This is a genomic window from Prosthecobacter sp. (assembly GCF_044232965.1).
Taxonomy (GTDB): domain Bacteria; phylum Verrucomicrobiota; class Verrucomicrobiia; order Verrucomicrobiales; family Verrucomicrobiaceae; genus Prosthecobacter.
Genome location: NZ_JBIIKX010000014.1, coordinates 1 through 24,854, shown reverse-complemented (window position 1 = coordinate 24,854; position 24,854 = coordinate 1). Strand labels below are relative to the sequence as shown.

Genomic DNA, 24,854 nt, shown 5'->3' with positions numbered 1-24,854 from the left:
GTCCTCAGCCCGCCGCAGGATCTGACAAGGCCTGCTGGAAGGCGCAGCCATCCGATGTCTTGCCCTTCCTTGGTGTTTTTCAATAGGCCGCTAAAGCAATCCGCCGGCCTTCACGTCGAGATACTTGTTCGCCAAGGCCACGGGCAGCATTTGCGCGGACTCGTCCACGGTGAGGACGCGTTGGGCGCGGAGGGATTCGAGCAGGCGGCGGCGCTCGCCGAAGTAGTGGGTGAGGGCGCCGTATTGCAGCGCGTCGTGCAGGTGGTCGATGGGCGCGTCGGCGCGTTGTTCGAGCTCTTGCTCGCGCAGGGTGGCGGTGAGCACGAGATGGCGGCGCTGCATGGCACTGACGGCGGAGGCCAGTGTCGCGCCATCTTCGCTGCGCAGGTTGGTGAGCAGGATCACGAGCGCACGGCGGCGTTGCAGCGTCATCACGCGCTCGGCGGCCTCGATGAAGTCGCTCGGCTCGGCGCTGGCCTCGTAGTTGTAAAGATGGTTGAGCAGCTTCGGCATGCTGTGCGCGCCTTTGACGGGCGGCAGCCAGCGCTGCACACCGCCGAAGCCTGCGACGCCGACTTCATCGCCTTGACGAAGCGCGATGAAGGCGATGAGCAGCATCGCGTTCAAGCAGTGATCGAACTGGCTGAGGCCGCCATCCAGCGCGCGCATGCGGCGGCCGCAATCGGGCACGAGGAGGATAGTTTGATTGCGCGTCTCCTCATAATCACGACTCACGAGCGTGGAGCGTCGCGAGGTGGCCTTCCAGTCGATGCGGGAGAGCACATCGCCGTCCTGGTAGTCGCGCAGTTGATGGAAATCGAGCGACGCGCCCATGCGGCGGCGTTTGATGATGCCCATGGTCTCAACTCGGTTCGCCATCGCCAGCATGGCGAAGCGCACGACGGGTTCGTAGTTTGGATAAGCCTTCGTCTGGCTCTCGCCCGCGATGAAATGGCGATTGCGCCACAGGCCGAGCATGGAATCGGCGAGCACATGAGCGGGTGAGAAGGCGTGCTGCCCACGCCGTACAAAACGCGCTTGATAGCTGATGGCGGCAAACTCGCCCGCAGGCACGTTCACGCGATGCGGCAGGCCTTCGGCTTCCGCTGCGGTCGGGATGCCGTCGAACACCTCAAGCTGGAGCGCACGTCTGGCGGCATGCGTGACGGTCAAAGTCAACGGCGAGGCCACACCTAGCGCAAAACGACCTGGAACGGAGCGCTGGCCGGTGATCCGGCCTCGACGCGGCAGTGTGAGCGTGTCCACGATCATCACCAGCAGCAACAAGCCGCCGCCAATTTGCCACAGGATGACAAACTGCGCCCAAACACAGGCCATCACCGCGAGGACGAGCCAGGCGGTGAGCAGTTTGAGCAGCAGGGCAGTCGGGCGCATGAAAATCAGACGCGGGGGGCTTCGATGGTCTTGAGCAGGGACATGAGCATGTCGTCCACGGTCTGGCCGCTGATGGCGATTTCGGGCGCGAGCTGCACGCGATGGCGCAGCACGGGGAGCACGGCGCGTTTCACATCGGCAGGCGTGATGTAGTTGCGGCCTTCGAGCAGCGCGTAGGATTTGGCGATGCGGACGAGGCTGATCGCACCGCGTGTGCCGGCACCGAGGGAGATGGCGCTGTGCTGGCGTGTGGCGCGGACGATGTTCACGGCGTAATCGACGACCTGATCGACCGCATGGACGGCGGCGGCTTCTTCCTGAGCCGCGATGATGTCCTGCGGTGTGCAAACTTGCTGAACCGTGCTGGCGGAGAGTCCGCCACCGGAGGCGCGGGATGAAACGGCCTTCACCACCCAGGTTTCATTCGCCACATCAGGATAGTCGATGAGCACCTTGAGCAGGAAGCGGTCGAGCTGGGCCTCGGGCAGCGGGTAGGTGCCCTCGTGCTCGATGGGATTCTGCGTGGCGAAGGTCATGAAGGGCGGCGCGAGTGTGTGGCTCTCGCCATCAATCGTGACCTGCGCCTCCTGCATCACTTCGAGCAGCGAGGACTGTGTTTTGGCGGGGGCGCGGTTGATTTCATCCGCCAGCAGCAGATTGGCGAAGACCGGGCCGCGGCGTACGCGGAAGGTGCTGCTGCTCATGTCGAACAAAGTGTGGCCACAGACGTCCGAGGGCATCAAATCAGGCGTGAACTGGATGCGCCGGAAGCTGCCGCCAAAGGTGCGTGAAAGGGCGAGCACGAGATGCGTCTTGCCGAGGCCGGGCTTGCCCTCCAGCAGCACATGGCCGCCGGCGAGCAACGCGGCGAGCACCTGATGCAGCACTTCTTCCTGGCCCACGAAGACCTGGCCGACGGCGGCGTGGATGCTTTGAAAAATCGTCGTGCTTTGCGGCAGCGATGGCGGCGCATAGGCGCTGGGCGTTTCTGTGGGGATCGGATTCATGGGTGTGTTGATTGGATGAGCAGTTTAAAGGGTGAGCGTGAGAAGTGGCACTCCATGGCGAGCCGGAGGCTCGAAGGAAATGAGCCAGGGATGTAATCCCTGGGATCGTGTGACAGCAGATGACTTCTGGAGTCGCGCCCTGAATGGGTGCGAGAAGCCTGAGAGATGCCATGCGCCTTCTTGCAGGCGTAGCCTTCTCGCGCCCTTCCAGGGCGCGGCCTTGCGGTCGTTCGGCCGTACGCATTCTGTTCCAGGGGTTGCACCCCTGGCTAATGTCTTGCGGGCCTCCGGCCCGGCAGAATGATGGTGCGGCATGGTGTTCATGTTAAAGCGCGCGACGGATGGCCTGGAGATCGCGCATGAGGGCGACGAGGTTGTGGGCGCTGTCGGGCGGAGCCACGTCGAAGGCGGCGGTGACGCGTTCGGCGGGCAGATGAGTGCGGCGGGCGATTTCTGCGACGAGGACATCGCTCATCTGGCGGCTGCTGTTGTGCAGGGATGGGTGGCGCTCACGCACGCGCTCCCACACGGCATCGCGGGCGGCGGTCACGAGCAGCGGCCCACGGCGCATACGCCAGAAGAATTCTCCCAGCGCGCCGATGTGGCTGGCAAAGTGGCGCGTGGAGTCGAGTTCGACCTCGGCCAGCGGGCCGAAGCGCGGCATCTGCCACCACAGCCAGAAAATGAGGCACACGGTTAGTGCCACGAGCGCCATCCAGCCGTGCTGCCAGAGCAAGGCGAGGAAACTGCCGGAAGAGCTGGCCACAAAGAGCACTTCCTTGGTTCCATGCTCGCCGACGAGCGCGGAGAGCCAGCGTGCGTGATCACGCTCGCCGATCCAATGATTGCGGAAGGGGCGTGCATGCGCCAGCAACGTCACGCGGCCCATGCCATGCTGCAAATGCAGCGCCAGGGCCGCGTCTTTGGGCCCGGCGGCGAACTCGCCCGACTTCAGGGAACGATCCAGCATCAACTGCTGATGACCGCCGAGGCTGAGACGGTAGCTTTGACCGTTCCACTTCACTTCCTGCGCTGATTCGAGCCAGGACTCGTCTTCCTCATCCTCTTTGGATTTCTTGTTCCTTTTCTCGTCCTTCTTCGCGGGCGGTTCGGCTTTTTTCGATCCGTCTTTGGCGACCTCGTTGAGGACATCTTTGACCATGCCTTCGAGTTCCTCCAACGGCACACGTTTCTCAGCGCTGACACCGAGTTGGGTCAGGATCGGGTCTTTTTCCTCCTCCTTGAGCATGGCGGAGATAAAGGAGCCGAACTGCGTTTGGAAGTCGTTGTAAGCGCGGGTGCCACCGAGGCAGTAGATGAGATGGCCGCCGCTGTAGGTCCAGCGCAGCAGTTGTTTGGCGCGGCCTTCCGGCAGGCCGTTTTCACCCGAGATGAGGATGACGCTGTCATGCGAGGGCATCTTCGTGAGCGACTTCGCGCCGCGTGCCTGGTGCCCGAGATCGGTCAGCAGACGTTCGGCGGCGAGGAAGGGGTTCACGCGTGCTTTGCCACGATAGCCAGTGGTTTTTTCGATGTCCTCCCAGCGGCCTTTGCAGCCGCAGAGCAGAAGCACCGTGCCAAGCGCGAAGAGGCTGCGAAGCATGAGCGTTTTCATGCCGCGTCTCCTTTCTCCACAAACGGCCATTGATCACACAGCGTGTTCATCTCCGTGTTTGAAACGGGCAGAACGGCGTAGGCCACCTGCACCCATGCGCCGGTGAGGTGTTTGAAGTAAGCGGCCTCGGTTTTTTCACCGGCGGCGATGACGTGGGTGAGGCAGTCCTCCTCGGTGTCGCTGTCAGAGATCGGCACACGGCGGCGGGTGACGAGCCAAGAGAGGGAACCGCGATAGAGCAGGCTGAGCGCCTCCTTGGCATCTCCGGCGGCCCAGGCGGAGCGAGCGGCGGCCACGATGTCGTCCGGCAGGCTCTCGCGGGTGATGTTCATGCCCATGATGACCTTCGGTGCTTCCACGGCTTTCTTGCCGACGCCGCGTGAGATGAAGACATGGCGGTTTTTCACGAGGTACACGACCAGCCACGCCACCAAGCCGATGAGAATGCCCCAGAACAGGATTTCACCGATCACACCGATGATTTCGAGGTGCGGTTTCTTCTTTTCGTCTTCCTTCTCGTCTTCAAACTCAGGCACCCACTCCTTGGTCTTGACCTTGTGAATCTCGAAGTCGGGATGTTTGAGCACCTTTTCGATGGTTTGAGCGGCTTTATCGCCTGGTGCGGCCTGCACGGGCATGCTCACAAACGTGAAACTGATCAACAACAGAGCTGCGGCGGTGGTCAGGCGTGATGCCATGCGGCGGAAGGCCAGTTCCACATCCCAGCCTTCGATGCGCGTGCGGCAGTTCAAATAAAGCGCAAAGCCCGCGCCAACGTAAAACGGCTCGATCAACGTGACGATGATCATGTGGCAGACCGCGCCCCACCACAGGAAGGCATCGGGAATGGTGTTTTCATAGTCGAACGACTGAATCATGCCCTGCCAGTCGGGCGTGGCGGATTCTGGCAACAAACCGTAGGTTCCCCACATCAGGCCGATCCAGCAAAGCAACTCGATCTTGGAGAACGCATAGGACATGGAGAAACCTGAACCGCCGCCATCCATGGCGAGTGTCTTGATGCGGCGCTTCACCGCCGCTCCACGCAAGCCTTCCAGCATTTGCGCGGGTAGCGCGAAACTGCGGATGAAGGAAAACCGCCGCCACAGCAGCGCGGGCAGAAAATTCGTTAGCCACAGACGCGGCCAGGCCTTCCAGGTTTCGACAAAGCCGGGCCGCACACCGAAGGCGGCGCGGCTCAGGAAAAACAACGGCACGCGGTCGTAGAGCGGCTTCAGCCACCACACGACGAGCGGAATCCAAACGGGCATATCACGCATCAGCAGACAAATGATGACCCAGAGTGGAAACACGGTGCAGGCCCACAAAGCCATCAATCGGCCGAAATCACGCCGCACCATCGCGCAGCCGAGATCGACGGCTTCCCACGGCTGCCGCGGGCGCAGGGTCACGGTCATGTCCTCAAGACGCATTTGCCTGCCTCCTGCCGCTGAAGATGAAGAAAGCCGCCACCAGCAGCCAGCACACGCCGCCTGCCGTGAACTTCATGGCAGGTGGCAGATCGAGCGGCGACCAGAAGCCTTCCAGCACCGCCGCGATGCTGGTCAGCGCCGCCGCGCCGATGAGCAGCGGCAAAGCCTGCCGCCCTGCCAGCACCAAAGCCGCGCGGCGCTCCAGTCGTCCCGGTTTGAGCACGGAGAGGCCAAGGCGCAGGCCTGCCATCGCGGAGATCACGATGCCGGTGAGTTCGGGAGCGCCGTGGGCGATGACCCAGGTGTATAGCGTGAGCGGATTGCCGGAGTAATGCACATAACCGAACACCGCGCCGAGGTAGATGGCGTTGAACAGCAGCACGAACAACGAGCCGATGCCGCCCACGATGCCACCGGCGAAGGTTTTGAAGTCGATGCTGACGTTGTTCCAGATGTAGAAGCAGAAAGCGGCGAAGCCGGAGCCGAAATTGTCACGCACATAGTCGGAGGGCGTGCTTTTCTCCCCATACATGCTCTCGATCGTCATCATGCCGTCAGGACCGAGCAGAGACATGGCCCACTCGGGATAAAAGGGCGTGATGGCCGCCATCAGCACCGCCGGGCCGTAGAACAGCGCGGTGCAGAACCAGAACAGCCGCCACTCCGTGCGCACGGCTTGAGGAAACTCCACCGCCAGCAACCGCACCAGGCTCTCCCAGCCCCCGGCACTGCGGCGCTCCAGCACTCGGTAGGCGCGGATGGCCAGCGCGTTGAGCCGCTGCGTCACGCGCTGTGGGCTCATGCGATGCTGCGCCACGCTCAGATCATGGCAGACCTGGCGGAAGGTGGCGGGCAGCTCGATGACGTCCTCGCGAGGCTTCGCATGCTCCACGTCGGTGAGCAGTTGCTCCAGCTTCTGCCAGCGCGGCTCGATGTTTTTTTCAAACTGGGCCGGAGTCATGCGGGCAGCGGCGGTGCTCCTTTCAGCGGCGGCGGTTTGCCGTTTTTCTCCTCGGGTTCCTGTAACCACAGGCCCATGCCGCACAGACGGCGCAGACCTTCCATGCCCGGCGCGCCTGTGAGCGGCTCCGCCAGGCTGGAGAGTTCCAGACGGCGTTCGTCCGCCCATTGCGGCGCGCGTTCCATGAATTGAAGCAGCGCGGCCTGTTCCTCGCGGGTGAGTACTTGCGGCGGGGCACGGCGTTCGGCGCGGAGTTCAGTATGAGCCGTGCGGACGGGCGGTGGATCGACATAAGTGACGACGGTGTTCGCCACGAGATCACCCAGGCGTTGAAACCGCTTCGTGAACAGCATGCACAAGATGCCGGTGAGGTAGAGGCCTGGCATGAAATCCACCACGCGCAAAAAATTACGCAGAACCGCCTGTGCCAGGGTCACTGGGCCGCCGGTGGCGCTCATCACGCGCAGTTTCATCGTTCGTTGTCCCGGTGTGGCACCGTGCGAACCCGCTTCAAAGAACACGTTGTAAAACCACTCCATCAAAAACATGAACAATAAAAACAGCCCGCCCGTCAGTTCCGGGCCGATGGCCCCCACCAACAGGAAGAGCGCAGAAAGTCCCACTGCGGCGTAAATGGCCACCCGCAGCAGCAGGTCGATGGTGAAAGCCATGCTGCGAGCCGCCGGACCCGCGACACGGAGCTGGATTTCCACGCCGTCTGCGAGTTCGACTGATTGCAAGGTGTCCGCGCGTGCCTCCGCCATTGATGTTGAATGAAGCGGTGCCGTTTGATTTTGACAACCACCGATTTTTTAACGTAGCCTCCAAAAATGCCGGAGATAATGCCGGTCTGGGCAGCGAACACTCATCATCACATCCTATGGAAGCCAATCCTTACTCCTCCCCATCCGCCAACCTCTACGGCGCCGCCAGCGGTGCAGGCGGGGATGCTGTCTCGCCCAGCACGATCGCCCAACTCACCGGCACCAAGCCGTGGGTGCGCTTCATGTCCGTGCTGATGTGGATTGGAGCGATCATGATGATTATTGTCGCGGTGTTTGTGCTTATTGCAGGCGCTACCGGGGCGTCGAAAATGGGAGGAAACGCCTCCTACAATGCGGGTGTCATGTTTGGCATGGCCATCTATTACGGGGTCATGTCCTTTGTCATCATCTACCCCGCTTTAAAGATGTGGAAGTATGCCAACAGCATCGGCCGCCTTGCCGCATCGCATTCTGTGGCCGATCTGGACGCCGCCCTTGCCGAGCAGCGTCGCTACTGGAAGTTTTCCGGCATTCTCATCATCGTGGGCATGTGTCTGGCTCTGGTGGGAGTGATCGCGGCAGTGGCTCTGGGATTCACCGCCATGAAGGCCGGTGGCATGGGGCTTTGATCCGGCGCATCTGCTTCTGGATTCTCCGTGAAGGCTGCGATAGGCTGTGGGCGCATGCCCAAGCCTCGCAGCCTTTTTTTTGCCGTCCTCGCCCTCTTTCCCACTGTTGGATTTTCAGCGGGGTTGGATGACACGTCTGAGTTTGTCGCCGCGCGGCAGGCCTTGTCGGACGGGTTGCCGGGAGTTGCCGGTGTGAAGGCAGAGAGGTTGCTCAAACAGAAAAACTGGACGCGTGTCGAATTGCGCCAGCTCGCCACTTTTGCTGCCGAGGCTTGGGCGCGTGCGGAAGACGCGGGCCGTGTGCTGCAACTGGCGGAGGCACACGATCTTGATGACGAGGCATTTTGGCGTGCCCAGGCGCTTGCGATCAAGGGGGATTTGGCGGCGGCCCGCAAGGTGATCACGCAGGAAAATCCATCACCACGCCAGCCACGCGCGCGACTGCTGCTGGCGCAGATTCTCGCCGCTCTGGGAGATAACACCGCCGCTCGTGAAGAGATCGGACCGCTGCTGGCCTCCGTGGATGAGCCGCTGCGAGAACAGGCTGCACGGCTGCAAACTGAAATGGATCTGAGCGATGGCAAACCTGGTGCCGCGCTGGCCGGTGAGCCGCAGAACGCCGCCAGCAGCTATCTTCGAGCCCGCGCCCTTTTGCAGCAGGGGCAGAGCGCTGCGGCGAAGCAGTTGCTGGACACCATGCCGGCCTCTGCGGCCGGCGGGGAGCGTGTGCGACATGCCGCCATCCTGCTACAAGCGGAAATTTTGCTGCAACAGAGGCAGTTTGCCGAGGCCCATGAGCACTTGATGAAGTTTCTCGACACGACGCTGGAGACAGGCCTGTGGACCGAGGCATTCGACTTGCTTGACCAGGCACATCAGCGCCTGCAAGAGCCCAGAGAACTGCCGGAGGCCGTGCTGCGCTGGATTTCTACCGGCAACACCGCGCAGCAGCAGCCGGAGCCTTCACTGGCGCTCGTCAAAGCCACGTCAGAACTGCGCGGCCACGCTCTCTTCATCGTCGCGAAATGGCTTGCCGCCGAGAAGCGCGACATGGAGGCCGTCAGCTTGTTGGAGGCCATGCTGCAAATTCAGGAGGGGCACCCACGCCGCGCTGATGCCATGCGTCTGGCGATGGAACTGCACGCGGAGCATGGCGCAGACGAGCGCGCTCTCGCGCTGGCGGATGCCTGGCGCCAGTTGTCCGGCGGAGCGTCTGCCGCGATTGATTTCTCCGCAGGCGGTTTGTTGTTTCGGCGGGGAGACCATCGTCAGGCGCTGCAGTTGTTTCAAAACGCCGCCAACATCGCGACTACGCTCACAGATCGCCGGCGCGCTTTGTTCAATGCGGCTGTCACGGCCGTTCTCGCGGGGGATTTCACGCTGTATCAAAGTCTGCTTGGCCAGCTCGCGGTCGTGGCCAGTTCCGCGACGGCAGGGCAGGGGACGGATGACTCTGTCGCCACGTTGGAACTGGAAAAAGCCCTGTTTGCCGCCGCCAAACATCAGCCGGAGGCGGAGACTGGACTGCGTGCCTTCATCCGCGCTCATCCCGAGCACCCCCGCTTTGCGGACGCCTGCATCGCGCTGGCAGAGTGGCTGCTCATGGCTGTGCCGCCGCGTGTGCAGGACGCACGAACCACACTTGATGCCGCCACCGCCGCGCCCGCGCTGAGCCAGTCACAGACCCAGCGCATTGATCTCACGCGGTTGTGGCTGCATGACGTGGCGGGGGATTTGAAGGCGGTGATCACCGCAGGGGCGGTTTTTCTCAAGGCATGGCCGAAAGGACCGTTTGTCCCAGAGGTTCGAATGAAGATCGCCGGGGCGCATTACCGGCTGGAGGATTTTGCCAGCGCGCGCACGGAGTTTGAAATCATCGCCCGCGATTATCCTGACACTCCACACGCCGACACCGCACTCTATTTTGCGGCCATGTCCGCCTCCTCGGTCATGAGCGCCGAGGGCCGCGTCCGGGCGCTCGCCACCTGGGAGGAACTAGCGCAAAAAGGTGGTCCGCTTGCCGTTGCCGCCCGCCGCCAGCAGGCGCTTTCTGAGCGCGCCCAGGGCCGACTGACCGAGGCGCTCGCCGCGCTGGACAAGCTGCTGGCCTTGAAGAATCTCGATGCGGAGCAGCGTCGCATGACCTCCTGCGAGAAGGCCGAGGTGCTGCTGCTGCTCGGTAAAACCGAGCCAGCGCGTCTGGATGCCGCCATCTCGCTGCTGGACGCCTTTTTGGCTGACAACTCCCTGTCATTCTTCTGGAAGGCTCGTGCCGGGTTCACCCTCGCCACAGCACACCACGATGCCAAACGGGACACCGAGGCGCTGGAGGTCTGCTACAATGTGCTGCGCACGGCCGACATCACTCCGCCTGCAAGCCCTGCGGACTATGTGTGGTTTGCCAAAGCTGGGTTCTTCGGCATCGACTTGCTAGAGGCCGCGCGTCAATGGGAACCCGCCGCGCGCCTTGCCGAGCAAGTGGCGCAGCGTCGCGGGGACCGCGAGCAGGAGGCGCGTGAGCGGGCCACCAAGATTCGGCTGGAGCATTTCCTGTGGGATGGTCCCACGCCGACACCGCCCAAAGTGCTGAAGTTTAACGAGAAGATCGAAGAAAAGCCCGACGAGTCTGAGAATCCGTCTCCCAAAAAAGGCAAAAAGATGACGCGTTAAGCGATCAATCCGTGCTTCACCTCGCCATACACATCCGTGAGGCGAAAGTCGCGACCCGCATAGCGGTAGGTGAGTTGTTCGTGATTCAATCCCAGCAGATGCAGCATCGTCGCATGCAAGTCGTGCAGGTGAACTTTGTCCTGCTCCGCCCTTGCTCCCGTCTCGTCGGTGCTGCCGTAGCGGATGCCGGGCTTCACACCACCGCCCGCCATCCACATGGTGAAGCCCACATTGTTGTGGTCGCGGCCGTTGTTCTTGTTCAGCAGCGGCGGACGCCCAAACTCGCCGCCCCAGAGCACAAGCGTGTCCTCCAGCAGGCCGCGCTGCTTCAAATCCGTCAGCAAGGCCCCCACCGGTTGATCTGTCTCCAGCGCGTGCTGCGGATGACCTTTAAAAATGTCCGAGTGGTCATCCCAGAACGAGTGATTCACTTGCACGAATCGCACGCCGGCCTCGCAGAAGCGCCGCGCCATCAAACAGGCGCGACCAATTTGATCCGTCGGCTTTCCATCGCCGATGCCATACATCTCCTGCGTCGCCGCGTTCTCCTTGGTCACGTCCATCACGTCTGGCATTTCACGCTGCATGTTGAAGGCGAGCTCGGCGGAGGTGATCAAACCTTCCAATGCCTCGTTGGAGCCATCGGCGGCCAGTTTTTGGCGATTCAGTGTCTGCACGAGATCGAGCTGCCTTCTCTGCTCCTCCGTCTTCAGACGCGCATTCTTCATGAACGGCAGTTCGATGCCTTTGAGCGGTTTTTCAGGCGCTGTGGCGCTCCCTCCTCCGCCATGCCCGATCGGCGTGCCGCCGCATGCGGCGGGCAAAAAAGCGTTTCCATGCTTCAAAGGCCCGCCGCCGCTGAACTCGGGATTGATCGTGATGAAGCCCGGCAGATTCTGATTTTCCGTGCCCAGGCCATACACGCACCACGCGCCCACGCTCGGCCGCGTGAAGGCGAAGCTGCCCGTGTTCATCTGTAAAATGGCCTGTGGATGCGCATTATGGTCTGTGTGCATCGAATTGATCACGCACAGGTCGTCCGCATGCCGCGCGATGTTTGGCAGCAGATCTGAAACCAGCATCCCGCTCTGCCCGCGCGGCTTGAAGGCCCACGGCGACTGGTAAAACACCGTCGGACTGTCCTTCGCCACCGGCTTGCCATGCTGCTTGGTCAGCGCCGGTTTGAAATCAAACGTGTCCACCTGCGACGGCCCGCCTTGCATAAACAAAAAAATCACCCGCTTCGCTTTCGACGGAAAATGCGTCCGCCTCGTTACCAGCGGACTCTGCGCGCCAAACAAACCCTGCAAAGCCAGCATGCCAAATCCCGCGCTGGAGGCGCTGAGCAGATGACGGCGGGTGAACGACGGGTGCATCAGCATCAATCTACGGCTTGAAACTCCCCGCTTTGCATCAACGCATGGCAAAGCTGCGCCCAATCGCCTTTAAGGCGCAAAAAATCTCGCATGGAGGTGAGTTCGCCTGCTCGTGGCTCGCGGCAGAAGGCCATTTTCCAGGCGTTGATGAGTTTTTCGTCCTCGGTGGCTCCAGGGAGCCGTTTGGCAAAGCTTTCGGCCTGCAGCATCACCAGATCGCTGTTCATCAGGAGCAGCGATTGCGCGGGAGTGATGCTCGCGCTGCGACTGCCGATGACCTGGCCGGGATCGGCGGCGTTGAAGCACTGCATCATCGGCATTTGCGCTCCGCGCACGATGGGCAGGTAGATGCTGCGGTGCGTCGTGTCGTCTGTCAGATCGTTGAGAAAGTGCTTCCGGCCGACTTCCCGTCCCTGTGGCGTGATGTCCTTCGCTTTGTCAGCGACGGGCGAGCCCTCGCGTGGCGCGAGGTTCAGCGATCCGCCGATAAAAAGCATGGCATCACGCAGCGGCTCGGCTTCGAGGCGCTTTTTGTTCGCGCGCGCCAGCAGCACATTCGTCGGATCGTCGGCGCGTGAGGCAGAACTGAGCTGATAGGTGCGTGAGAGCATCAGTTCGCGAATCAAGGCCTTGATCGACCATCCATCGCGCACAAAACGAGCGGCGAGGTCATCGTGAAGTTCCGGGTGACTCGGCTTGCTGCCCATGCGGCCGAAATCATCGGGCGTTTCGACCAATCCACGGCCGAACACATGCTGCCACACGCGATTCACGATCACTCGCGCGGTGAGCGGATTCTGCGGGCTCGCGATCCAGTCGGCGAGCTGGCGGCGTCCGCTCTCCTTCGGGCCGATGGCGGCGAGTTTCACCGGGATGGCCGACAAAGCACCGCGCTTCACCGGTGCGAGCGGCTTTTTGATCTCGCCCTTGTCATACACAGGGCAGTCGATGGGCGTTTCGGCTTCCTTCACCGACATGCCGAGCGGAGGCGGCACAGGCGCGGTTTTCTGCTTCTCGGCAAGCTTCTTCTGCCAGGCGCTCACGTCCTGTTCGAGGGTTCCCAGCGTGCTCATCTTCTCCATCATCTCTTTGGGCATCGTCACGGGCTTGCGGGCAGGGTCAAAACCCGCTTTGACGAGTTCCTCACGCATCGTGTTCCGCTTCTTTGCCACCTCGACATAGTCTTTCTGCATGTCAGCGAGGTCTTTCTCGTGCTGTTTCACCTCGGCGATCCGCTGCATGCCATCAGGGCCCAGCGGCATGGCGTCGGCTTCCTTCGTGACATTGTTGGTCTGCACGCCGGAGAGGTTCTGCGTGCTGCGGAAGATGCCCGCGAGCGCATGATAGTCCTGCGTCGGAATGGGGTCGAACTTGTGATCGTGGCAGCGAGCGCAGTTCGCGCTGAGAGCTAGAAAGGCATGGCAGGTCGCATCGATCTGATCATCGGCCACGTTCATGTCGTAGAGGTCCTTGTCCTGCTCTCCGAGGGACTTGGTGCCCACATTGAGAAAGCCGGTGGCCAGCAGTTGGTCATCACGCCGCGCTGGATCATTCGCCGGTGGCAACAGATCACCGGCGACCTGCTCGCGGATGAATTCATCAAACGGTGTGTCGCGATTGAAGGCGCGCACGACGTAGTTCCGGTAACGCCACGCCAGCACATAAGCCATGTTGCGTGTGTTGCCGCTCGTCTCGGCGTAGCGCGCCACATCGAGCCAATGCCGCCCCCAACGCGCCCCAAACTCAGGCGATGCCAGCAGCGCATCCACGACGGCGGGAAATTGGTCCTGCGTGAAGTGTTCCTGCACCTCCAGCGGCGGCGGCAGGCCGATGAGATCAAAATACGCCCGTCGTAGCAGCGTCAGCGACTCAGCGTCACCATTCGGCGTGAGGTTTTCCTTTTCCAGTCGCGAGAGGATGAAGTAGTCCACGCGGGAGCGCGGCCATGCCTTGTTCTTCACTGACGGTTGTGTCTGCAACCCAAAAGGATGGAGCGACCACAGCGGCTCCGCAGGCGGCGGGGATTCTGCCCGCGTCACCGCGATCAGGCAGATCCATGAGATGAGACGAGGAATCACCACCCGAATACGCGCCCCCTTGATCAATCTTGAATCCCTCCGAGAAAAACCTCTTGCCAGATCGCCGGGCCGCCCGCACACTTGTCGGCGTTCCAGGTTCTCTCAACTTGGTGAACACTTGGTGATGTTCCCGGCAGGCCTGCCGATGTTTCCCCAGCCCTCGTGCTGATGAAACGCGACCCCGCACTCGTTGCGCGGCCGTCATTCCTCCCGGAGCACACCGCGGCGATGCCGCTTTTTTCCATTCCCCCTGACATTTCCCAACAACCCACGCACGGATGGCCGCCGTCACGGCCTCTCCGCATGCGTTATTCTTAACCGACATCGTTCCCAAACATGGCAGGCCACAATAAATGGTCCAAGATCAAGCGTGGCAAAGCCATCACGGATGCCAAGCGCGGCAATGCCTTCAGCAAGTTGGCGAAGGAAATCACGCTCGCGGCCAAGTCAGGCGGGGGCAGCCCCGACATGAACGCCCGTCTGCGCAGCGCCATCCTTGCCGCCCGTGCCGCGAATGTCCCGAATGACAACATCGACCGTGCCATTAAAAAAGGCACCGGCGAGATCGCGGGCGCGGCTTTGGAAGAAATTCTTTACGAGGCCTATGGTCCCGGCGGCGTCGCGATGATGATCGAAATCGTCACCGACAACCGCAACCGAAGCGCCAACGACATCCGTGTTCTGCTTTCCAAGAACAACGGCACTTTCGCCGACTCCGGCAGCGTGGCCTATATGTTCCAGCGGCGCGGAGAAATCCGGCTCGACAAAAGCGTCGCCAGCGAGGATCAGCTCATGGAGTTGGCGCTAGAAGCTGGAGCAGACGATATCCAGGACGACGGTGACGACTGGGTCGTTTACACGGCCACTGACAAGCTCTTTCAGGTCGCCAACGCGCTGCGCGACAAAAAGCTCGTCTCCCGCAGCCAAAAGCTCATCTACCAGCCGCAGACCACCGTCACCATCAGCGACGTGGACAGTGCGAAGTCACTCATCCGCCTCTACGACGTCCTCGACGACTACGACGACGCCCAAAACGTCCACGCCAACTTCGAGATCGACGACGCCATCGCCGACCAGCTCGGCTAACCCCTTTTTATTTCCCTATGCCCGAAGAACTCACCGCCGAGGCTGCTGAAGCCGTTGAAACGAAGCCCAAGCGCAAAGCCCCGGCCAAAAAAGTGGCCGCCAAGAAAGTCGCTGTGACCAAAGTGGCCGCCAAGAAAGCCCCGGTCAAAATCGCACGCAAAACCGCGAAAAAGAAAGCGGCCGAGTCTGAGGCAGAACTGCCTTTGCAGGAAACTGCCGCTCCGGTTGAAGCCGAAGTGGCTCCCGTCGTCGCGACACCTGAACTCGTTGAAGTCGCGCCTGTCGTTGTCGAGCCTGCCGCGCCCCCTGTGGCCGCCGAGGCTGCTGCGCCTGCCGATACAAACGGGGAAGGGGACGCTGGAGGAGACGAGGCTTCAGAAGCCTCCGCCGAGGGCGATCCCAACACGCCGCGCAACATGATCATGGACGCCAACGGCCAGTTGCGTCCGATGACCGCCAAAGAGCGCCGCAAAATGAAGTTTGAGCGCTGGAAGCAGCGCCGGGCCGAGCGCGATTCGCAACGCCGTGGTGAGCGTGGCGGTGAGCGTCCTGAACGTGGTGGCGAAGGCCCGCGCAACCAGGAGCCGCGTCCCCAGTTCACCCAGGAGCGCGAACCGGAGCCGGAAAAGCAGCTCGGACCGCCGGAGCCTGCCAATGGCATTCTCGAAATGTCCCCCAAAGGCTACGGCTTCCTGCGCCAGCGGGACCGCAATTATGCCCAGCATCCGCTGGACGCCTTCATCGCGCCCGAGTTCATCCGCAAATATGGTTTGCGCGAGGGCATGCAGATCGTCGGTGTGCAGTGCAAAGGCCAGCGTGGTCCGCAGATCACCGAGGTCACCGAGGTCAACGGGCGCAATCCGTTCGTCATGCGCGACCTGCCGTTGTTCGAGGAGCTCAAGGCGGTGAACCCGAACAAGCGCTACCAGCTTGAGACCGTCAAAGACCGCCTCACCACTCGCGTCATCGACATGATGGCTCCCGTCGGACGCGGTCAGCGTGGTCTGATCGTTGCACCGCCGCGTGCGGGCAAGACCACGATGCTCCAGCACATCGCCGAGGCCGTCGTTGAAAACCACCCCGGCGTGCATCTCATGATCTTGCTCGTCGATGAGCGCCCGGAAGAAGTCACCGAGTTCAAGCGCATCCTGCCGCAGGCCGAAATCTTCGCCAGCAACAACGACCAGGACGTGAAGAGCCACACGCGCATCGCCACCTTCGCCATCGAGCGCGCCAAGCGCCTCGTGGAGTGCGGAGAGCATGTCTTCATGCTCATGGACTCCATCACCCGCATGGCCCGTGCCTTTAACAACACCGCCAAAAGCGGTGCCACCATGAGCGGTGGTGTCGGTGTCGGCGCCCTGGAGATTCCGCGCCGCTTGTTTGCCGCCGCGCGCAACACGCGCACCGCAGGCTCCCTCACCATCCTCGGCACCGCGCTTATCGAGACCGGCAGCCGCATGGACGACCTCATCTTCCAGGAGTTCAAAGGCACCGGCAACATGGAGCTCGTGCTCGACCGCCGCATTGCCGAGCAGTTCGTGTTTCCCGCCGTGAACATCTTCAAATCCGGCACGCGCCGCGAGGAACTGCTGCTGCAGGCCTTCCAGCTCGACAAAATTCATATGCTGCGTCGCGGTCTCGCCGGTCACAAGCCCGTTGAGGCCATCCAGCGCGTCATCTCGCTGCTGGAGCGTTACCCCAGCAACGCGCAGATGCTCGTCGATCTGCCGAGCAAGAGCTAGCGGCCGGATTCCTTCATCATTCCAAACGTCATGCCTCTTCCCACTCCAGAACTTAAAGTGGATGAGGTTATGCCGCCGCAGATCAATCCCATCGCCGCCAGGCTGGCGGCGAGCAAAGACCCCACGGAGCGCGCCACCGCCCGCATCCTCGCGAAATACCTCGACGAGCTGCTGCGCGTTCCCGGCACGAATTTCAAAATCGGCCTCGATCCAATTCTGGCGCTGATTCCCGGCGTGGGGGATACCGTGGCCTCAGGAGCGGGCGTGATCATTCTTTTGGATGCCCTGCGCAGCGGCATCTCGATCCCGGTGTTTCTGCGCATGGCGTTGAACATGGGCTTCAATTTCCTCATGGGCCTCGTTCCCGGATTCGGCGCGGTCGCGTCCATGTTTTTCAAATCCAACACACGCAACCTGCGCCTGCTCACCGCTTGGCAAGCTGGCAACAAGGACGGCGTGAAGCGCAGTACACTGCGTTTTTACCTCGGCATCTTCATGCTCATCGGCATGATCATCGGCCTGTTGATCGTCGCCTGGGCGTTCTACACCTGGCTGTTTTACCATTTCATCCAGTTCATCGGCCAAACCCTCGGTTTGGCGTGATACCCCGATTTTCCTAGAATCGGTCGTTTGCGTAGTGGCGGACAGGGAGGGATTCGAACCCTCGGAACTAATCCGGGCTTCTCTGGAACGCCTCTTCCCAGGGAAACAGATACTTCAATGACCTCTTTGACCTTGATTTACACCAATGATGTTGCCATTATTGTTGCCACTAAACCAAGGTCATGGCTTCACTTCGCAGGAAAGAACGATCTCCATTCTGGTTCGCATGCATCACCATGCCGGATGGTCGTCGGGTTCAGCGTTCGACCAAAGAGAAGCTGAGGAAGGCGGCCCAGTCCAAAGCCGACGAATGGGAGAGATTGTCGAAGGAAAGAACCAAGGCCCGGCAGGCACATCGAGTAATCGCGGACATTTATCGCGCCGCCCATCAAGAGGAGCTGCCGGATGCCTCGGTGGCTGATTTTGTCGAGCGCTGGCTAGAACGTCGAAAGGGGGAGATCGCTCCCGGCAGCTTGGTGTCCTACAGCGCCACCTGCGGCCTCTTTTTGCGCTGGCTAGGCGAAAAGGCGAAACGCCCGCTTGCTGACCTTGATACTCGCCAGTTCATCGCGTTCCGTGACGAACAGGCCAGCCGGGTTTCCGCAGCCACCTGCAACAAGTTCATCAAGCAACTCCGCGTTGTCTTTGAAGATGCCCGGCGCGATAAATTCATCGCCGAGAACCCCGCTAAGGATTGTCCGCGACTGAAAGTGGCCTCGGCAGAAGGACGACGCCCCTTTGCTATCGAGGAACTAAAAGAGGTACTCAAGGTCGCGAACGACGAATGGAGGTCGCTGATCCTCTTCGGATTCTACACGGGCCAGAGGTTGGGTGATGTAGCCGTGCTTTCATGGGCCAACGTTGACCTCCAGGCGGGAGAGATTCATCTCCGCACCGCCAAGACAGGGCGCATGGTCCGCATACCGATTTGCGGCCCCCTGATGGAGCACATTGAAAGCGTTCCTGCTGGAGATGAGCCATCAGCGCACCTCCATCCCAAGGCCGCCAAAGCATTTTTAAAGGGGAACTCGCCCATGGTGTCTCGCCAGTTCGGCGACTTGCTGGCGGCCGCAGGAGTGACTGACAAACGCGGCCACGGCAAAAGCTCAGGGAAAGGACGCGCCTCCGCCCGTGCAACCAGCGACCTCTCTTTCCATTCTCTGCGTCACACAGCGACCAGCCTCCTGAAGAATGCGGGCGTATCCCCCGCCGTCGTGCAGGACATCATCGGCCATGACTCCGCCGAGATGAATACGCACTACACCCATATTGAAACCAAGACAAAACGCTCCGCTTTGGAAGCCTTGCCGAATATCAAAACATAGAATATGGCATTAACTGAAAAACAAATAAAACTACTCGAGAGTTCGCGCCCCGACCTCGACATCGCGGAAGTTATTTTTCCTTCGATTTTGTCTCCGAATGATTGGAGACTTGCCGTGCAAGAACGGAAAATCGCCTTCGATAAGCGAACAACTCGGGGAGGGTTGATTGAGGTAGGTATTGCTTGGGCGGCTAATGACACACTTCAAACGGCCAGAAAAAGAAGGATTCCGCCGGCACAGACAAATTCCCTGATACCAATTGTCATGTTGTATGAAGGCAGTCACTGGACGCCCGATCATTTGTTGCGTCATCTAGCTCACCGGCAACTAGGGCTGCCATTTCCAGGGTTCCCTATGGTCGGCAGTATTTCGAGCGACCAGTTAATCAAAGAATTCAAAGAGAAGCTGGAGCACTCCCTCCAATTCGCTTGGTGTTATTTGGAACATAGGCACCTGCCTGAAAAAATTGACGGAAAGAAAATGGAGGCAATCTCGACGATTGAAGAGTACAATAAGTGGAAGGAGGCACTCCTCAAAACTCCCCCTCCACGGTATCCACAACGGCATGCATTTGCTGAAAGCCTTGCTGAAGCCTGCAAGAATATCCTGGAGCAAGTCGAACATCTTGAGAGCGCAGGTGACTGCAACCATTTAGGCCATCTGTGCATGCTCATGGGGTGGGTATTCGAGGCTGGAAAGTTCCACGCATACTTGGAACGAGAAAAAGATCCGGGCGCTATCGCAGAGAATCTGGAGGGTGCACGCAGGACGAGAAACAAGAGCTCGCCCACGCGACAAATTTTGGAGCACACGTTTTACGAATTCTGGCAGAGACACGGGAGGAATCCCACCATCTCCGAATTTCGGACTGAACTCGACGTGACTAGAGTGACATCGAAGTCACCTGGCATGCCCGATGAACTGACGTTTCAGGGTTTGGCACTCGATCAAAAGGAGTTCAAGAACTTCTTCGATCAGATCAAGAAGTCCTTCAAAAAACAGAGCAGTTAATTTTGCGGTACATCGAAGTACCGCACTTTCCTTCGGTGACTTCCTCTCACTTTGGCTATCTTCACGCGCCATGTCCAACATGGCTCACCCCCCAAGCAAGAATTCGGTTCACACCTCTGAAACTCACCTCAGTCTGGACCAAACACGCACAATCCCCAACGACTGGCTCCGCGTCTCAGAAGCCTGTCAGTATTCTCGCGTCAGCAAACCTACTTTGTACAACTTGCTGAACCGTGGGTTGGTGAAGTCGGTTTCGCTCAAGGAGCGCGGACAGATCAAAGGCACTCGCTTGGTGTCCTTCCACTCCCTGAAGGCCTTTCTTGAGTCCAAGGCGACGGGCGGCATCGAATCTTAACCCCTGGAAGGATTTCGCGATGAAACCTTCCTATTTCGGCACCCTGGCCACCTACGCGCCCCGCACGGGCCGCCCTGGACGTCCCAGCAAGCGCCTGCCGCAGGTCGTGGTGTTGTTTCTGAAGCAGCTCAGCGCTGGTGAGTCCCGCCGTCGTGCCGCCCAGTTCGTGCGGGTCTCGCCCAAGACGATTCAGCGCTGGCTCCGTCAAGACGCCAAGTTCCGCAAGTCCGTCCAGAAAGCCGAACGCGAGGGACAGGACAAGGCCCGCTACTTTCGCTGGCTGAATCACCCCTTTCGCGGCCTTCGCCCACCTCTTCCGAAGGGCAAGCGTCACCTGCCACGCCCGCGCCCTCACTTCTCCCGCTAAGATGGTCTCAAAATCTTTTTGCACCCATTCCCCCGCGCTCGCTCTCACGCACACACGCGTGCGCACGCGCCCGGCGATAAAAGACCACCAAGCAGGCCAAACAAACCCACCGAAACAAAAATACAAAACGCCCGCCGCCACAAAGGACAACGAGCGCTCTGATGTAGGAAGTCATCGTTCATACTCCTGAGGCTGGCCGGGTTCAAATAGAAAACCACCATGAACTCCGCAACTCATTCGGAGGGGGCCAGCAGGTCCTCTCGCAGCCACCGCTTTACCCGCAAGTCAGCCCCCCCGGCCTTCTGGCCTCGTCACAGCCACCATGATGAATCACCGCTCCGTGGCGTGCGCACGCTTTCCAGCGTCCTCCAGCAGGTGTTGCTGGAAATCGAGAAGGGAGGCAAGCCGTGAAGCCCATCGACGATTTCTCCGGCAAGGGGCTGTCTGCCACTGACAGCGAACGCCAGATCATCGCCGCGATCCTCGAGGGTGCCACCGATCACCTGTCCGCCATGGCACGCATCCTTCCCGATGCATCAGCCTTTCTGGATCGCGAATGCAGCCTGATATGGGGCTTTGCCCTGCGTATCCGCGCCGCAGGGCAGCCTGTGTGCCTGCTCACGATTAAAACGTCCATGCTGGCCGACGGTGCGGTGAGTGACCCGAATGACATCCTCATCCTCCTCCAAGGGTCTCATTCGTTGATCAACCGGGAACATGCCGAGTGGCATGCCAAACAGGTTGCTGTGGCCCACGCCCGCCGTGCGGCGGCAGATTCGTTGCGTGTCATTGAGGGGGCCAACACCTCACCGCAGGAACTGGCGGCACTGCTCCGGGGTAAAGCCCAGGTGATTGAAGACATCGCCATCAGCACGGGCGAGTCCTTGCCGGAACCGCTGCCGCTCATAGCAAAACAGTCCCCGGTGCAAGCCTTCGACCCGGAATGGCTTCCCAAGTCGCTGGCACCCTGGATTGCCGACATTGCCGACCGCATGCAGTGCCCCGCGGACTTTCCAGCCGTGGCAGCCATGGCGGCCTTATCCAGTGTGGCAGGCCGTCGCTTCGCCATCCAACCCAAGGAGCAGGACGAAGGTCACTTCGAGTTTCCCCACCTCTGGGCCATGCTGATTGGCCGTCCCTCGCTGATGAAGTCTCCATCCATGCATGCCGCCCTGCGTCCGCTCAGAAAGCTTCAGAGTCTGGCGAATGAAGCCTACGAGCAGTCGGACCGGGATCGTAAAGCCCAGCAGATCGCCGGGAAACTCAAGCGCCAGGCGCTGGAGCAGGAAGCCAAAAAGGCTGTCCGGGGTAGTCTCGATTTCGACTTCACCCAGCTCCTGGATGAAGGCGATACCGAGAATGCGCCGGAGCGCCGCCTGATCGTGAACGACGCCAGCCTGGAGGCGCTTGGTGAAGTGCTCCGCGACAATCCGATGGGAACGCTCCTCTACCAGGACGAGTTGGCAGGGCTCTTTGCCATGCTGGAGCGCGATGGAAACCAAAGCCTCCGCAGTTTCCTGCTTCAGGCCTGGAGTGGCAAAGAGTCGTTCACCTTCGACCGCATTGGTCGCGGAAGCCGCGTGATCGAGGCCTGCGCGGTTAGTGTGCTGGGCAGCATCCAGCCGGGTGTGATTGCCTCCCATGTCCGGGCAGCCAACTCTGACAGCGCGGGTGCGGATGGTTTCCTTCAGCGCTTCTCCCTAGCAGTCTGGCCTGATATTCCCCCGCACTGGCGCGACGTGGACCGCCCGCTCGACAAAAAAGCCGAGGAGGATGCCACGGAGGTCTTCCAGTCCATGGAAGGCCTAACTCATGCGCACCTGATCAAGGCTGGTGTCATGCCAAACCGCGATGGCATTCCGGTTTTACGCTTCGCCCCGGATGCCCAGGAACGCTTCCGTGCTTGGCGCTGCCAGCTTGAGAACCGCCTGCGCACTGAAACTCTGCTACCGGCCTTTGAGGCGCATCTGGCAAAGTATCGCAAACTGGTGCCTGCGCTGGCGGTGCTCATCCATGTCGCCGACTGGCAGACAGGTCCGGTCTCCTTATCGGCCCTTGACCGTTCTCTGTCGTGGGCTGCCTATCTCGAGACCCATGCAGCCCGCCTTTATGGAGCTGGCACCGAAGCGGATTGCCAAGGGGCGATGGCGCTGCACAAAAAGCTGCTGAATGACGATTCAATTTTGCCGGAGCCATTCACCGCCCGGGATGTTTATCGCAAAGGCTGGAGTGGTCTGGCAACCTCACATACCGCGGAGGCAGCCTGTGAGCTTCTCACCGGCCATAACTACCTCATCGCCACCCCTCACCAGCCGACCGAAAAAGGAGGGCGTCCCACCTTTTTCTACCGTCTGAACCCACGCTCGAAGACAAAAACACACGCCGCATGAACTGACAAAACTGACAGAACCCGGTTTTGTCAGTTTTGTCAGTGCCTCGCAGGATGGTTTTCCACCTTCATCCCATCCACCTCCTCGGCCACGCGCCGCATCAGCTCCGGCGGTCCCAGCACCTTCGCCTTGCTGCCCCAGCTCAGCACCCAGCGGGTGATCTCCTCCAGGCCGGACAGGTCCGCCTGGAATTCGATCACGCTGCCGTCCGCCTTCAGCTTGCGGATGGCCTGCGTGGGGTGCCACTGCCGCTCCGCCACGACGCGGGCAGCATAGCCCTCAAAGCGGACATGCACCTCGTGCTTCCTCCGTTCGTCGCCATCATAGCTCCACACGCCAAAGCCGCCGCCCAGGTGGTCGCGGGCATTGAACCCCGTCTCCCGCACGAACTTCGTCTTCAGCATGCTCAGGTTGGTAATGCGCTGCAGAGCAAAGGTGCGCACCGCCCTTCGCGCCGGGTCATAGGCAAACAAATACCAGCCGTGCTCGATCTGGCCGACGTGATAAGGATGCACCGTGCGCTGCTCCGGTTTGCTGCCGGTGAGCTTGTGATAATCAAAGTTCACCTCCCGGCAGGCACGCACCGCATCCAGCAGATCGCCAAACAGCGTCACATCTGCCGGTAGCACCCCCGATGCCTTGACTGAGAAAGCCTCGTCCAGCTCATGCCAGGCGATAGACACTTCCCCAGGACAGGCCTCGGCGATTTTGCTGAAGCTCTCCGTCAGCATCCGCTCCAGCCTCGTCCCGCGCAGGGGCTCCAGCGCATGCCGTGCCAGGAAAAGTGCCACTAGATCGTTCCTCGAGAGTTGTAGCATGGGAAACTCATGCACCTCCTGCGTGTAAAAATAGCCGTGCTTGAGGGCATGGTATTTCAGCGGCATGCCCAATTGGTCCCGCATGAAGCTGATGTCCCGCTGGACCGTCTTCGGCGTCACCTCGATCTCCGCAGCCAGCGTCGAGCAGTTCGGGAATCGGCCCGCGCGGATGATCTTGTGGATCTCCATCACCCGCCACATCGCCGGGCGACTCACCCCAGAGCGAACGGCGGTGGCAGGAGCCTCCTGGCTGAGACGACGGGAAGGCGAGGGCTTGGGGCGGCTCATATCCGGAAAAATGAAGCAAATTAACTGACCTGTCACCCCATGTTTGTCCCACCCCGGGTGCTATAAAGGACATTATCCATCGTGTTGTCCCCCCCATGCTTCCTCCCGCTCTCACCGCCGCCCTGCCTCAGATCCCGTCGCCCGTCATCCTGCTGGAGGGCACGCGCCGCGTCCCGGATGCGCAGCGTCACCTTCTCTCCCGGTTCGCCCGCCTGCTCGCCGAGGCCCTGCCACACGCCATCTTCCGCAGCGGCAATGCCGAGGGCAGTGATGACGCCTTCGCACAAGGCGTGGCCGAGGTGGACGCACACCGCTTGCAGCTCTTGCTTCCCACGCCTGGCATGGGGCGGGGTCGTCGCCCAGCCGGTGCCGTTTGCCACGCGCTGAATGAGCTGCCGCGCTGCGAAAAGGAACCGCTCACACAGGCCTGCATCGCCGCCTCCCCAGAGAATCGCCGGCTCTTTGACCTCTACCTTCGCGGTGTCTCTGGCACACCGGCCTACAGCAAGTCTCTCTACCTCGTGCGGGATGGCTTCAAGGTGATTGGCAGTACCGGGCTCGGTCTCGCCCCGGCCTCGTTGGCAATCTTCTTCGTCGATGAATCCAACCCCACTGGCGGCGGCACCGGCCACACCATCCGTCTCTGCCAGCAACTCAGCGTGCCCGTCCTCACCCAGCGCGACTGGCTTGCATGAGCCTCACCATTCACCACTCCACGCCCTTGTTTCCGACCCCTCCACATCCCATGGCCCTTCTTCCCTCCGGTATTCACTTCTGCATAGACAGCCGCCCCCTCGATGACCTGCTTCACAAAGCGGGCAACGGCAGCGGTCTGCATATTCCAGACGTGCGCATGATTCATGGCACGGACGACCTGCGCCGCTACATGCGCCTGATGTGGCTGCTGCCATTGGGGGCGGACTGCGCGACTTCTCCCG

Annotated in this window: 21 protein-coding genes; 12 read left to right on the top strand and 9 right to left on the bottom strand. The window is 60.9% G+C overall.

The window, feature by feature from the left end:
• Nucleotides 1–90: 90 nt before the first annotated feature.
• From ACILSI_RS08295 to ACILSI_RS08270, 6 genes are all read right to left on the bottom strand, one after another.
• Entirely contained in the window at nt 91–1,395 is a 1,305-nt protein-coding gene (locus ACILSI_RS08295; protein WP_395721396.1) for a DUF58 domain-containing protein, read from the bottom strand.
• A gap of 5 nt (nt 1,396–1,400) precedes the next feature.
• The gene (locus tag ACILSI_RS08290) at nt 1,401–2,402 is read right to left on the bottom strand and encodes an AAA family ATPase (RefSeq protein WP_395721395.1); all 1,002 of its coding nucleotides are present in this window, start codon (nt 2,400–2,402) and stop codon (nt 1,401–1,403) included.
• 325 nt (nt 2,403–2,727) lie between these two features.
• Entirely contained in the window at nt 2,728–4,017 is a 1,290-nt protein-coding gene (locus ACILSI_RS08285) for a DUF4350 domain-containing protein (RefSeq protein WP_395721394.1), read from the bottom strand.
• Complete coding sequence (locus ACILSI_RS08280; RefSeq protein WP_395721393.1) at nt 4,014–5,435, bottom strand: hypothetical protein; 1,422 nt, start codon at nt 5,433–5,435, stop codon at nt 4,014–4,016. Before ACILSI_RS08280 ends, ACILSI_RS08285 begins: the two co-directional genes overlap by 4 nt.
• 4 nt (nt 5,436–5,439) lie before the next feature.
• Complete coding sequence (locus ACILSI_RS08275; protein WP_395721392.1) at nt 5,440–6,411, bottom strand: stage II sporulation protein M; 972 nt, start codon at nt 6,409–6,411, stop codon at nt 5,440–5,442.
• Complete coding sequence (locus ACILSI_RS08270) at nt 6,408–7,151, bottom strand: RDD family protein (protein WP_395721391.1); 744 nt, start codon at nt 7,149–7,151, stop codon at nt 6,408–6,410. The genes ACILSI_RS08275 and ACILSI_RS08270 overlap by 4 nt, the downstream gene beginning before the upstream one ends.
• A gap of 26 nt (nt 7,152–7,177) precedes the next feature.
• Between ACILSI_RS08270 and ACILSI_RS08265 the strand changes: the two genes are divergently transcribed.
• Both ACILSI_RS08265 and ACILSI_RS08260 read left to right on the top strand, forming a co-directional pair.
• Complete coding sequence (locus tag ACILSI_RS08265) at nt 7,178–7,804, top strand: DUF5362 family protein (protein WP_395721390.1); 627 nt, start codon at nt 7,178–7,180, stop codon at nt 7,802–7,804.
• Between the two features lie 54 nt (nt 7,805–7,858).
• Nucleotides 7,859–10,474: a tetratricopeptide repeat protein gene (locus ACILSI_RS08260; protein ID WP_395721389.1), complete on the top strand. Its 2,616-nt coding sequence runs from the start codon at nt 7,859–7,861 to the stop codon at nt 10,472–10,474.
• Here the strand turns inward: ACILSI_RS08260 and ACILSI_RS08255 are convergent.
• Together ACILSI_RS08255 and ACILSI_RS08250 are read right to left on the bottom strand one after the other, a co-directional pair.
• Complete coding sequence (locus tag ACILSI_RS08255) at nt 10,471–11,850, bottom strand: DUF1501 domain-containing protein (protein WP_395721388.1); 1,380 nt, start codon at nt 11,848–11,850, stop codon at nt 10,471–10,473. The genes ACILSI_RS08260 and ACILSI_RS08255 overlap by 4 nt on opposite strands.
• 5 nt (nt 11,851–11,855) lie before the next feature.
• Nucleotides 11,856–13,928 carry a DUF1549 and DUF1553 domain-containing protein gene (locus tag ACILSI_RS08250; RefSeq protein WP_395721387.1) on the bottom strand — a complete coding sequence of 691 codons (2,073 nt, stop codon included), beginning with the start codon at nt 13,926–13,928 and terminating at the stop codon, nt 11,856–11,858.
• A gap of 336 nt (nt 13,929–14,264) precedes the next feature.
• Between ACILSI_RS08250 and ACILSI_RS08245 the strand changes: the two genes are divergently transcribed.
• The 8 genes from ACILSI_RS08245 to ACILSI_RS08210 all read left to right on the top strand — a co-directional run bounded on the left by ACILSI_RS08245 (nt 14,265) and on the right by ACILSI_RS08210 (nt 22,810).
• Nucleotides 14,265–15,014 carry a YebC/PmpR family DNA-binding transcriptional regulator gene (locus ACILSI_RS08245; RefSeq protein ID WP_395721386.1) on the top strand — a complete coding sequence of 250 codons (750 nt, stop codon included), beginning with the start codon at nt 14,265–14,267 and terminating at the stop codon, nt 15,012–15,014.
• A gap of 17 nt (nt 15,015–15,031) precedes the next feature.
• On the top strand, nt 15,032–16,759 hold the full coding sequence (gene rho, locus ACILSI_RS08240; protein ID WP_395721385.1) for a transcription termination factor Rho: 1,728 nt from the start codon (nt 15,032–15,034) through the stop codon (nt 16,757–16,759).
• Between the two features lie 30 nt (nt 16,760–16,789).
• Nucleotides 16,790–17,362, top strand: a complete 573-nt coding sequence (locus tag ACILSI_RS08235) for a DUF4112 domain-containing protein (protein ID WP_395721384.1) — start codon at nt 16,790–16,792, stop codon at nt 17,360–17,362.
• 182 nt (nt 17,363–17,544) lie between these two features.
• Entirely contained in the window at nt 17,545–18,687 is a 1,143-nt protein-coding gene (locus ACILSI_RS08230; protein ID WP_395721383.1) for a tyrosine-type recombinase/integrase, read from the top strand.
• 3 nt (nt 18,688–18,690) lie between these two features.
• Nucleotides 18,691–19,698 carry a hypothetical protein gene (locus tag ACILSI_RS08225; protein ID WP_395721382.1) on the top strand — a complete coding sequence of 336 codons (1,008 nt, stop codon included), beginning with the start codon at nt 18,691–18,693 and terminating at the stop codon, nt 19,696–19,698.
• Between the two features lie 70 nt (nt 19,699–19,768).
• Nucleotides 19,769–20,053, top strand: a complete 285-nt coding sequence (locus ACILSI_RS08220) for a helix-turn-helix domain-containing protein (RefSeq protein WP_395721381.1) — start codon at nt 19,769–19,771, stop codon at nt 20,051–20,053.
• 19 nt (nt 20,054–20,072) lie between these two features.
• Nucleotides 20,073–20,420: a hypothetical protein gene (locus ACILSI_RS08215; RefSeq protein WP_395721380.1), complete on the top strand. Its 348-nt coding sequence runs from the start codon at nt 20,073–20,075 to the stop codon at nt 20,418–20,420.
• Nucleotides 20,421–20,827: 407 nt separating this feature from the next.
• Nucleotides 20,828–22,810, top strand: coding sequence for a YfjI family protein (locus ACILSI_RS08210; protein WP_395721379.1), 1,983 nt, complete (start codon nt 20,828–20,830; stop codon nt 22,808–22,810).
• Nucleotides 22,811–22,848: 38 nt separating this feature from the next.
• Here ACILSI_RS08210 and ACILSI_RS08205 read toward each other — a convergent pair whose 3' ends face one another.
• A complete protein-coding gene (locus ACILSI_RS08205) occupies nt 22,849–23,916 on the bottom strand; it encodes a helix-turn-helix transcriptional regulator (RefSeq protein ID WP_395721378.1) in 1,068 nt (355 codons plus the stop codon).
• Between the two features lie 95 nt (nt 23,917–24,011).
• Here ACILSI_RS08205 and ACILSI_RS08200 point away from each other — a divergent pair, with 95 nt between their 5' ends.
• Both ACILSI_RS08200 and ACILSI_RS08195 read left to right on the top strand, forming a co-directional pair.
• Nucleotides 24,012–24,611 (top strand): hypothetical protein, encoded by a 600-nt coding sequence (locus ACILSI_RS08200; protein ID WP_395721377.1) that lies wholly within the window; start codon nt 24,012–24,014, stop codon nt 24,609–24,611.
• Between the two features lie 50 nt (nt 24,612–24,661).
• Nucleotides 24,662–24,854 (top strand): hypothetical protein (locus tag ACILSI_RS08195; protein ID WP_395721376.1); only part of this gene is annotated, 193 nt, incomplete at its 3' end.